A 9,875-nucleotide genomic window follows, 5' to 3' on the forward strand; every position below is an offset into this window, starting at 1 on the left:
AGGTGCTTCATGTCAGACGGAGAGGTAGGCCTTGATGTGCTGCTGGTCGGTGTCCGCACGCGCGGTCTCGTGCACCAGTCGGCCGCCTTCGATGACGAACAGGCGGTCGGCCACGTCCATGGCGAACGAGAGCACCTGCTCGCTGACCACGATGGTGATCTTGCGCAGCTTGCGGATCTCGTTGAGGGCGCGGGCGATGTCCTTGATGATGGAAGGCTGGATGCCCTCGGTCGGCTCGTCGAGCAGCAGCACCTTGGGGTCGGTGACCAGCGCGCGCGCAATGGCCAGTTGCTGCTGCTGCCCGCCCGAGAGGTTGCCGCCCTTGCGCCGGCGCATGTCCCAAAGCACGGGGAACAGGGCGTAGATCTCCTCGGGGATCTCGCGCGTCTTCGAATTTTCGAGGCCGGTCTGGATGTTTTCTTCCACCGTCAGTGTCGGAAAGATCATGCGGCCCTGGGGCACGTAGGCGATGCCCTTGGCCACGCGGCGAAAGCTCTCGTCACGCGTCACCTCCTGGCCGGCCATGCTGATGCTGCCGCTCTTGACCGGCATCACGCCCATGAGGCTCTTGAACAGCGTGGTCTTGCCCATGCCATTGCGGCCCATGATGGCCACGGTCTCGTTGGCCCGGCCCGAGAACGAGATACCGTGCAGTGCTTCGCTCTGGCCGTAGGCCACGAACAGGTCCTTGACTTCCAACATATGGGTGCTCCTGTGCGGGGGGTGGTCGGTCAGTGGCCGAGGTAGACGTCGATCACCTTGGGGTCGTTCTGGACCTTGTCCATCGAGCCTTCGGCCAGGATCTTTCCCTGGTGCATGACGGTGACCTTGTGCGCGATGCGCTTGACGAACTCCATGTCGTGCTCGATCACGATCACCGCGCGGTTCTTGCAGATGCGCTGCAGCAACTCGGCCGTGAGCTCGCGCTCGCGCGCGCTCATGCCGGCAATGGGCTCGTCGAGCATCAGCAGCTCGGGCTCCTGCATCAGCAGCATGCCGATCTCCAGCCACTGCTTTTGCCCGTGCGAGAGCAGGCCGGCCTCGGTGGCGAGCTTGTCGCCCAGGCCGATGTCGTCGGCCACGGCCTGCACGCGCTCCTTCACCGCCGGGGTGCAGCGGAACGCGAGTGCACCGAACACCGAGCGGCCCGAGGGATACGAGACCTCCAGGTTCTGGAACACCGAGAGGTTTTCGTAGATCGAGGGCGTCTGGAACTTGCGGCCTATCCCTAAGCGCACGCGCTTGTGCTCGGCCATGCGCGTGAGCTCTTCATTCTTGAACTTGATGCTGCCGCCGGTGGCGCGCGTCTTGCCGCAGATCAGGTCCAGCAGCGTGGTCTTGCCCGCGCCGTTGGGGCCGATGATCACGCGCAGCTCGTTCTTGTCGACGTACAGCGTGAGGGCGTCGATGGCCTTGAAGCCGTCGAACGAAACGGTGAGGTCTTCCACGGCCAGGGCGAAGTCGGTGTTGCTCATGAAGGGTGCTCCGGGTGCGGGGGGCGCTCAGGCGCTCTGGCTGCTGGTGCCTTCGGGCAGGCCGGGCGCATGCTGGGCCTTGGCGGCTTCGGCGTCAGTGGGCGCGCGCGGGGCGGTGGCGGGGGGTGGCACGGCGGCCTGGCGCAGCGCCTCGCGCCGGCCCTTCCACCAGGGCACGATGTGGCTCTCCCACAGCCCGGCCAGGCCCATCGGGAAAGCCATGGTCACGCCGATGAACAGGGCCGCCATGAGGAACAGCCACAGGTCGGGAAAGCTCTCGGAGAAATAGGTCTTTCCCGCATTCACCAGCAAGGTGCCATAGACCGCACCCACCAGGCTCATGCGCCCGCCCACGGCGGCGTAGATCACCATCTCGATGGAGGGCACGATGCCCACGAAGCTCGGCGACATGAAGCCCACCTGCAGCGAGAACAGCGCGCCGCCGATGCCCGACAGCGCGGCCGCCAGGCAGAAGGTGAAGACCTTGAAGTTGGCCACGTCGTAGCCCGAGAAGCGCACGCGGTCTTCCTTGTCGCGCATGGCCAGCAGCAGGGTGCCGAGCTTGCTGGTCTGGATGAAGCGGCACAGCACGATGGACAGCACCAGCAGCGCCACGCACACGTAGTACAGGATGTACTTGGCGCTGTCGGTGCGCGTGTCCCAGCCCCACAGGGTCTTGAGGTCGGTCATGCCGTTGACGCCGCCGGTGTAGCCCTGCTGGCCGATGATGAGCACGGTGCAGATCAGCGCCACGGCCTGGGTGATGATGGCGAAGTACACCCCGCCCACGCGGCGCTTGAACATGGCGAAGCTCACGATCCAGGCCAGCAGCGTGGGCACCACGATCACGGCGGCCAGCGAGAACGGCAGGCTCTTGAACGGCACCCAGAGTGCGGGCAGCTCGGTGATCTGGTTCCAGTCCATGAAGTCGGGAATGCCGGGGGTCGACTGGATCTTGGTGCTCACCGGGTCGGAGGCTTCGAGCTTGAGGAACATCGCCATGGCGTAGCCGCCCAGGCCGAAGAACACGCCCTGCCCCAGGCTGAGCACGCCGCCGTAGCCCCAGACCATGACCAGGCCGATGGCCACGAAGGCGTAGGTGAGGTATTTGCCCACCAGGTTCAGGCGAAAGATGTCGAGCGCCAGTGGCAGCACCACGGCCAGCAGCACGGTGAGCAGCACCAGGCTGGCGAGCTGGTAGCGCTGGATCCAGGCTTTGAGGGCATTCATGAAGTGACTCCGGTGAACTCAGGGTGAAATCGACAAACGCTCAGCGGCGCACCTTGGAGGCGAACAGGCCCTGCGGCCGCACCATCAGGATCAGCACGATCAGCGACAGCGTGATCACCTTGGCCATGGAGCCGGCCAGGAAGAACTCGGTGATGGACTGTGTCTGCGCGATGCCGAAGGCCGAGACCACGGTGCCCAGCAGGCTGGCCGCGCCGCCGAAGGTGACGACCAGGAAGGCATCCACGATGTAGAGCGAGCCCGAGGTCGGCCCCGTGGAGCCGATGGTGGTGAAGGCGGCCCCCGCCACGCCGGCAATGCCGCAGCCGATGGCGAACGTCAGGCGGTCGGTCTTTTGCGTATCGATGCCCGTGGCGTTGGCCATCACGCGGTTGGCCACCGTGGCACGGACCCTGAGGCCCCAGCGGCTTCGGTGCAGCGCCAGCAGAACGCCGCAGGTGACCACCGCCGTGAGGCCCAGCACGAACATGCCGTTGATGGGGATATCCAGGCCCTCGACGGGCGCCCAGGAGCCCAGCAGCCAGTCGGGCAGCGTAGGGCTGACTTCCTTGGGGCCGATGAAGGTGCGAAAGCTCTGCTGCAGCGCCAGGCTGATGCCCCAGGTGGCCAGCAGGGTGTCGAGCGGGCGCTTGTACAGGTGGCGGATCAGCCCCCACTCCACCAGCCAGCCCGCGGCAAAGGAAAAGCCGAAGGCCGCCACGATGGCCACCGGAAAGTAGTAGGCCACCAGCTGCGGCGCATGCGTGGAGGCCAGCGTCGAACCCAGGTAGATGGTGTAGGCGCCGATGGTCATGAACTCGCCATGCGCCATGTTGATCACACCCATCTGCCCGAAGATGATGGCCAGCCCCAGGCCCATGAGCAGCAGCACGGCAAACAGGCTCAGGCCGGCAAAACCCTGCATGAGGCCGATGTTGAGCATTTCTGAAAAGTTCATGGGTGCCAGACTCCATTCACGGCAAACAAGGGGCGGCCATGCAGCGGCCCGGCCTGGAGGGCCGGAGGCTGCAGCGGGGGATTTACTGGTAACCCTTAGGGAACGGATCGGGCTTGATCAATTCCGGCGACTCGGCAACGACCTTGAAGCTGGCGTCCGGCATGCCCATGGCGATGCGCGACTTGCTCCACAGGTGGTGGTTGGCGTCGAGCTTGACGTAGCCCTCGGGTGCGGTCTTGAGCTCGATGCCCGGCGAGGCGGCCACCACCTTGTCCACGTCGAAGCTCTTGGCCTTCTCGACCGCGGCCTTCCACAGCCAGGGGCCCAGGTAGCCGGCCTGGGTCACGTCGCCGATCACGGCGTCCTTGCCGTACTTGCCCTTGAAGGCGGCCACGAACTTCTTGTTGTTCTCGTTGTCCAGCGACTGGAAGTACTTCATCGACGAGAAGAAGCCCGCGAAGTTCTCGCCGCCCACGCCAGTCATCTCGTCCTCGGTGACCGACAGCGTGACCAGCAGTTGCTTGTCACCCGTGATGCCGGCAGCCTTGAGCGCCTTGTAGAAGGCCACGTTGGAGCCCCCCACCACGGCGACGAACAGGCAGTCGGGCTTTTGCACCTTGATCTTGTTCATCAGCGAGCCGAAGTTGGTGCTGCCCAGCGGGTAGTACTCCTCGCCCACGATCTTGCCTTTCTGGAAGTTCTCCACGTGCTTGCGCGCGATCTTCATGGAGGTGCGCGGCCAGATGTAGTCCGACCCGATCAGGAAGAAGGTCTTGGCCTTCTTCTCGGTCTTGGCCCACTCCAGGCTATACAGGATCTGCTGCGTGGCTTCCTGGCCGGTGTAGATCACGTTCTTGGACTGCTCCAGGCCTTCGTAGAAGGTGGGGTAGTACAAGAGGCCGTTCTCTTTTTCGAACACCGGCAGCACGGCCTTGCGCGAGGCGCTGGTCCAGCAGCCGAACACGGCGGCGCAGTGGTCGTTGATGAGCAGCTTCTTGGATTTTTCGGCGAAGGTGGGCCAGTCGGAGGCGCCGTCTTCCTTGATGACCTTGATCTTGCGGCCCAGCACGCCGCCCATGGCGTTGATCTGGTCGATGGCGAGTTGCTCGGCCTGGATAGAGCCGGTCTCGGAGATGGCCATGGTGCCGGTGGCCGAATGCAGCTGGCCCACGGTGACTTCGGTGTCCGTCACGGCCAGCTTGGTGGTGTTGACGGCGGCGGTGGTCTGGCCGAAGGACCAGGCGGGCAGGCCCGCCATCGATGCGGCGCCCATGGCCTGCAGCAGGCGGCGGCGGCCGCCGTCCGTGGAGGGAGGAAGGCCCAGGGCATTCGGATCGGTGAGGTGCTTCATGGTGAAAACGCTCCTTGCAACAGACGGGTTGGGGTGGTGTGCGGCGCTGGCCGGCTGGGTTGCCGTGGGTGCCGCGCTGGTGCCAAGATTAGGGACAACCCTGGTAAGCGCCCATACGTCAATTAACGTAGCCCCTGCGTACGCACCTCGCGGCAAGCGTTGCTAGAACGTTTCTTGCATGGGCCCCGTGCATGCCCTCCACCCCTCCGTCCGGCGCACCGCAACCTGCCCAGCAGACGATCTTTCGCTTCCGGCGCGAGTACAACGCCTGGGTGGCCGACGAGACCATGGAGGACTACGCACTGCGCTACACCCCCAAGAGCTTTCGGCGCTGGAGCGAGTTCCGCGTGGCGAACACGGCGTTCGGCTCGCTGTCCTTCCTGGCGCTGGAGGCCATCGGCGGGGCCATCGCGCTGAACTACGGCTTTTCCAACGCCATGTGGGCCATCCTCGCGGTGGGGGTGCTGATCTTCCTCACCGGGCTGCCGATTGCCTACTACGCAGCGCGCTACGGCCTGGACATGGACCTGCTCACGCGCGGCGCGGGCTTCGGCTACCTGGGCTCGACCATCACCTCGCTGATCTACGCGGTGTTCACCTTCATCTTCTTCGCGCTGGAGGCAGCCATCATGGCGCTGGCGCTGCAGATGGTGGTGGACTGGCCGCTGCAGTGGTGCTACGTGGTCTCGTCCCTGGTTATCCTGCCCCTGGCCATGCGCGGCATCACGCTGATCTCGCGGCTGCAGGCGTGGACGCAGCCGCTATGGCTGTTTTTGCTGCTGCTGCCCTTCGTCTGGATCGCGCTGGCGCAACCGCAGCTGTACCGCGACTTCGCGGGGCTGTCGGGCCTCAAGAGCGGCAGCAGCCAGTTCAACCTGCTGATGTTCGGCGTGGCGGGAACGGTGATCTTCTCGCTGGTGGTGCAGATCGGCGAGCAGGTGGACTTTCTGCGCTTCCTGCCCGAGCGCACGGCCGCCAACCGCTGGCGCTGGTGGGGCGCGGTGCTCGTGGCGGGCCCGGGCTGGATCGTGATGGGCATGCTCAAGATGGCGGGCGGCGCCTTCCTGGCCTTTGCGGCACTGCAGTTCGAGGTGGGCACCACGCGCGCGGCCGAGCCCACGCAGATGTTCCTGGCGGGCTTCCACCAGGTCATGGCGGCGCTGGGCCTGCCGGGCCTGGCAGTGGCGGTCACGGTGCTCTTCGTCGTCGTCTCGCAGATCAAGATCAACCTGACGAATGCCTACGCGGGCTCGCTCGCCTGGTCCAACTTCTTCGCGCGCATCACGCGCAGCCACCCGGGGCGCGTAGTCTGGCTGGTGTTCAACGTGGGCATCGCCACGCTGCTGATGACGCTCGGGGTGTTCGGCGCGCTCGAGAAGGTGCTGGCGGTCTACAGCAACGTGGCCATCGCCTGGGTGGGCGCGCTGGTGGCCGACCTGGTGATCAACAAGCCGCTGGGCCTGTCGCCACCGGGCATCGAGTTCCGGCGTGCGCACCTGTACGACTTCAACCCCGTGGGCCTGGGCTCCATGGTGCTGGCGGCCACGGTGGCCTGCTGTGCCTATGCCGGCATGCTCGGCGAGATGGCGGCGGCGTTCTCGCCCTTCATCGCACTGGTGCTGTCGATGGCGCTGGCGCCGCTGCTGGCCTGGGCCACCAAGGGACGCTACTACCTGGCGCGCCAGCCCGATACCACCTGGCAGCCCGGCGAAGCGGTGCGCTGCACGGTGTGCGAGAACCAGTTCGAGTCCGAAGACATGGCACGCTGCCCGGCCTATGGCGCGGCGATCTGCTCGCTGTGCTGCTCGCTCGAGTCGCGCTGCCACGACCGCTGCAAGACCGGCTCGCGCGCCACCGACCAGCTGCGCGCCGTGGCGGCGCTGCTGCTGCCGCGCCACTGGGCGGCCAAGGTCAACTTCCGCATGGGCCAGTACCTGATGGTGATGGTCTCGCTGTGCGCGGTGATGGTCTTCCTGCTCGGCGTGGTCTATGTGCAGGAAAGCATCGAGACGCCCGCACAGTTCTTGCGCATGCCCTTCTTCAAGGTGTTCGCGCTGCTGGCGCTGTTGGCCGCCGTGTGCGCCTGGTGGGTGGTACTGAGTACCGACAGCCGGCGCATGGCGCAGGATGAATCGGAGCGGCAGACGCAGCTCTTGCTGCAGGAGATCGAGGCGCACAAGCGCACCGATGCCGAGCTGCAGGCCGCCAAGGACCAGGCCGAATCGGCCAGCCTGGCCAAGACGCGCTACGTGGCCGGCATGACGCACGAGCTGCGTTCGCCGCTCAACAGCATCCTCGGCTACACCCAGATCCTGCTCAAGAACCCGCAGACCGAGGGCTGGCTGCGCGAGAGCCTGTCCACCATCCAGCACAGCGGGCAGCACATGCATGCGCTGATCGACGGCTCGCTGGAGCTGGCGCGCATCGAGGCCGGCCGCCTGCGCCTGGACCTGCTGCCCCTGCCCCTGCCCGAGCTGATCCAGAACGTGGAGGGCATGCTGCGCCCGCAGGCCGAGGCCAGGGGCCTGCGCTTCGTGGTGCAGACCGAGGGCACCATGCCCGGCTGGATACGCGCCGACGCCAAGCGGCTGCGCCAGATCCTGATCAACCTGCTGTCCAACGCCGTGCGCTTCACCGAGCGCGGCGAGGTGCGGCTGCGCCTGGATTTTCGCCCGCACGTCTCGCGCATCGAGGTCATCGACACGGGCATCGGCATCGAACCGCAGGACCGCGAGCGCATCTTCCTGCCGTTCGAGCGCGGCAGCGCCGGGCGCCGGGCGAGCGAGGCCGGCACCGGCCTGGGCCTGACCATCACGCACCTGCTCACGCAGCTCATGGGCGGCGAACTCACGGTGGCGAGCACGCCGGGCCAGGGCAGTACCTTCACCGTGCGCCTGTACCTGCCCGGCATCTCGCCCGACCCGGCGTGGCGCCCGGCCCACATGGCCGCGCTGCGCCCGGTGATCGGGCACATCGCCCCGCGCCGCACGCTGCTGGTGGTGGACGACCAACCGCTGCAGCGCCAGTTGCTGGCCGGCCTGCTGGTGCCGCTGGGCTTCATCGTGCGCGAGGCGGCGAGCGGGCGCGAGTGCGTGGAGATCGTGCGCCAGTCCCCGCCCGACCTGGTGCTGCTCGACATCTCCATGGACGACCTCGATGGCTGGCAGACCGCCGCGCTGCTGCGCACCTTGTTGCCCGCCAGCGAACTGCCCATCGTCTTCGTCTCGGCCAACCAGTTCGACCACGAGCCCGGACGCCTGGCCGCCATGCAGGTGCAGGGCTTCGTGGGCAAGCCGGTGATCGAGTCCGAGCTGCTGCGTGCGCTGCAGGCGGCGCTGCAGATCGAATGGGTACACGACAACACGCCACAGCCCCTGCCGCCCCCAGCGGCCCAGGCTGCGGGCGCGGTGCCCTCCCCTGTCAGCCTGCCCCAGGACCTGCGCGACGGCCTGACCCGCCTGGCACGCCAGGGCCAGGCGGGTGCCGTGCGCGAGTTGCTGCGCCAGGCGCGTGCCCAGCTGCCGGCCCACGCTGCGGCACTGGCCGTGCTCCAGGCCTGCGCAGACCGTTTCGACTTCGAGGCCCTGGCCCGCCACCTTCGCGAACCCGACCATGAACAGTCCCTTTGATCCCACCGCTCCGGCCAGCCCCGGCGTGCCCGGCCAGCGCGTCATCCTGGTGGTGGACGACGCCCTGGACACCCTGCGCATGCTCTGCGACGCGCTGGCCGCCGAGGGCTATGCCGTGCTGGCCGCGCGCGACGCCGAAGAGGCGCTGCAGCGCTTCGACATGGTGGTGCCGGACGGCGTGCTGCTCGACGCGGTGATGCCCGGCATCGACGGCTTTGCGCTGTGCCGCCAGCTCAAGGCCACGCCGCCCTGGTCGCACGTGCCCATCGTGTTCATGACGGGGCTGTCGGACACGGCGCAGATCCTGCAGGGCTTTGCCAGTGGCGGGGTGGACTACGTGGTCAAGCCGCTGCGCATTCCCGAGGTGCTGGCGCGCCTGGCGACCCACGTGCGCAACGCCCAGGCCACGCGCATGGCGCGCGAGGCGGTGGACGTGGCCGGCCTGGGCGTGGTGGTGCTCGATGGCCAGGGCCGCGTGGCCTGGCGCTCGCCCCAGGCCACGCGCTGGCTGGAAGACGCCTTCGCCGATGCCGAGGCCCCCACCGCAGTGGCCGCCGCCTGGCTGGTGCAGGCCCAGCGCGATGGCGAACAGACCCTGGCGCTGGCCGATGGCCGCCAGCTGCTGGCCCGGCACATGGGCGCCAGCGGCCTGGCCGAATCGATGCTGCTGCTCAGCCACGCCCCGGCCGAGGCCGCCGCGCCGCGCCATCTGCAGCAGGTGGCACTGACCCCGCGCGAGACCGAGGTGCTCTCATGGCTCACCAAGGGCAAGACCAACCGCGACATCGCCGACATCCTGGGCATGAGCCCGCGCACGGTGAACAAGCACCTGGAGCACATCTTCGAGAAGCTGGGGGTGGAGACACGCACCGCAGCAGCCGCCATCGCGGGGCAGCTGCTGCAGGGCTGATGCGGTTGTGCGACCGGGGCGGTCCTGAGAAAGACGCCGGCCCTATTTCATGCCGAACACGATGATGGCCGTGACCGCCACCACCCCGATGACGACCAAGCCCACCACCTGCACCACCATCTCGGCACGAACAAGGTTGACCCAGAAGCCACCGCCTGCAGGCGGTGACGGTTTCTTATCCTGGTTTTGATCCATGCTGGCTCCTTGATTGACTGTTTTCAGATAGGGCGTGTCATCATTCATTTCACCCCCGCGCTGGCCTCGGCATGCGGATGGATGCGCGAAGCGCGGCGCAGCCAATAGCGGGCTATTGGCAAGCCGAGCG

8 protein-coding genes are annotated in these 9,875 nt (G+C 67.0%); 2 read left to right on the forward strand and 6 right to left on the reverse strand.

Annotation, left to right across the window (positions count from 1 at the left end; all coding sequences use genetic code 11):
* Positions 1-12: 12 nt before the first annotated feature.
* From urtE to urtA, 5 genes are all read right to left on the reverse strand, one after another.
* Positions 13-702 (reverse strand): urea ABC transporter ATP-binding subunit UrtE, encoded by a 690-nt coding sequence (gene urtE, locus ASE31_RS04110; protein ID WP_057200279.1) that lies wholly within the window; start codon positions 700-702, stop codon positions 13-15.
* Between the two features lie 29 nt (positions 703-731).
* Positions 732-1,475 (reverse strand): urea ABC transporter ATP-binding protein UrtD, encoded by a 744-nt coding sequence (gene urtD / locus ASE31_RS04115; RefSeq protein ID WP_057200280.1) that lies wholly within the window; start codon positions 1,473-1,475, stop codon positions 732-734.
* A gap of 27 nt (positions 1,476-1,502) precedes the next feature.
* The gene (urtC, locus tag ASE31_RS04120; RefSeq protein WP_057200281.1) at positions 1,503-2,705 is read right to left on the reverse strand and encodes an urea ABC transporter permease subunit UrtC; all 1,203 of its coding nucleotides are present in this window, start codon (positions 2,703-2,705) and stop codon (positions 1,503-1,505) included.
* Positions 2,706-2,745: 40 nt separating this feature from the next.
* Positions 2,746-3,660 carry an urea ABC transporter permease subunit UrtB gene (gene urtB / locus ASE31_RS04125; protein ID WP_057200282.1) on the reverse strand — a complete coding sequence of 305 codons (915 nt, stop codon included), beginning with the start codon at positions 3,658-3,660 and terminating at the stop codon, positions 2,746-2,748.
* 82 nt (positions 3,661-3,742) lie between these two features.
* Entirely contained in the window at positions 3,743-5,011 is a 1,269-nt protein-coding gene (urtA, locus tag ASE31_RS04130) for an urea ABC transporter substrate-binding protein (protein WP_007860429.1), read from the reverse strand.
* Between the two features lie 191 nt (positions 5,012-5,202).
* Between urtA and ASE31_RS04135 the strand changes: the two genes are divergently transcribed.
* Both ASE31_RS04135 and ASE31_RS04140 read left to right on the forward strand, forming a co-directional pair.
* The gene (locus tag ASE31_RS04135; RefSeq protein WP_057200283.1) at positions 5,203-8,640 is read left to right on the forward strand and encodes an ATP-binding protein; all 3,438 of its coding nucleotides are present in this window, start codon (positions 5,203-5,205) and stop codon (positions 8,638-8,640) included.
* Positions 8,624-9,550, forward strand: coding sequence for a response regulator (locus ASE31_RS04140; RefSeq protein ID WP_057200284.1), 927 nt, complete (start codon positions 8,624-8,626; stop codon positions 9,548-9,550). Before ASE31_RS04135 ends, ASE31_RS04140 begins: the two co-directional genes overlap by 17 nt.
* A 42-nt stretch (positions 9,551-9,592) precedes the next feature.
* Here the strand turns inward: ASE31_RS04140 and ASE31_RS31430 are convergent.
* Positions 9,593-9,875 (reverse strand): hypothetical protein (locus ASE31_RS31430; RefSeq protein ID WP_235514252.1); only part of this gene is annotated, 283 nt, incomplete at its 5' end.

It is taken from the genome of Acidovorax sp. Root217, from assembly GCF_001428645.1.
Lineage (GTDB): Bacteria > Pseudomonadota > Gammaproteobacteria > Burkholderiales > Burkholderiaceae_C > Acidovorax.

Coding starts and splice junctions, on each gene's coding strand:
- urtE (WP_057200279.1), bottom strand. CDS start 702: ATGTTGGAAGTCAAGGACCTGTTCGTGGCCTACGGCCAGAGCGAAGCA.
- urtD (WP_057200280.1), bottom strand. CDS start 1,475: ATGAGCAACACCGACTTCGCCCTGGCCGTGGAAGACCTCACCGTTTCG.
- urtC (WP_057200281.1), bottom strand. CDS start 2,705: ATGAATGCCCTCAAAGCCTGGATCCAGCGCTACCAGCTCGCCAGCCTG.
- urtB (WP_057200282.1), bottom strand. CDS start 3,660: ATGAACTTTTCAGAAATGCTCAACATCGGCCTCATGCAGGGTTTTGCC.
- urtA (WP_007860429.1), bottom strand. CDS start 5,011: ATGAAGCACCTCACCGATCCGAATGCCCTGGGCCTTCCTCCCTCCACG.
- ASE31_RS04135 (WP_057200283.1), top strand. CDS start 5,203: ATGCCCTCCACCCCTCCGTCCGGCGCACCGCAACCTGCCCAGCAGACG.
- ASE31_RS04140 (WP_057200284.1), top strand. CDS start 8,624: ATGAACAGTCCCTTTGATCCCACCGCTCCGGCCAGCCCCGGCGTGCCC.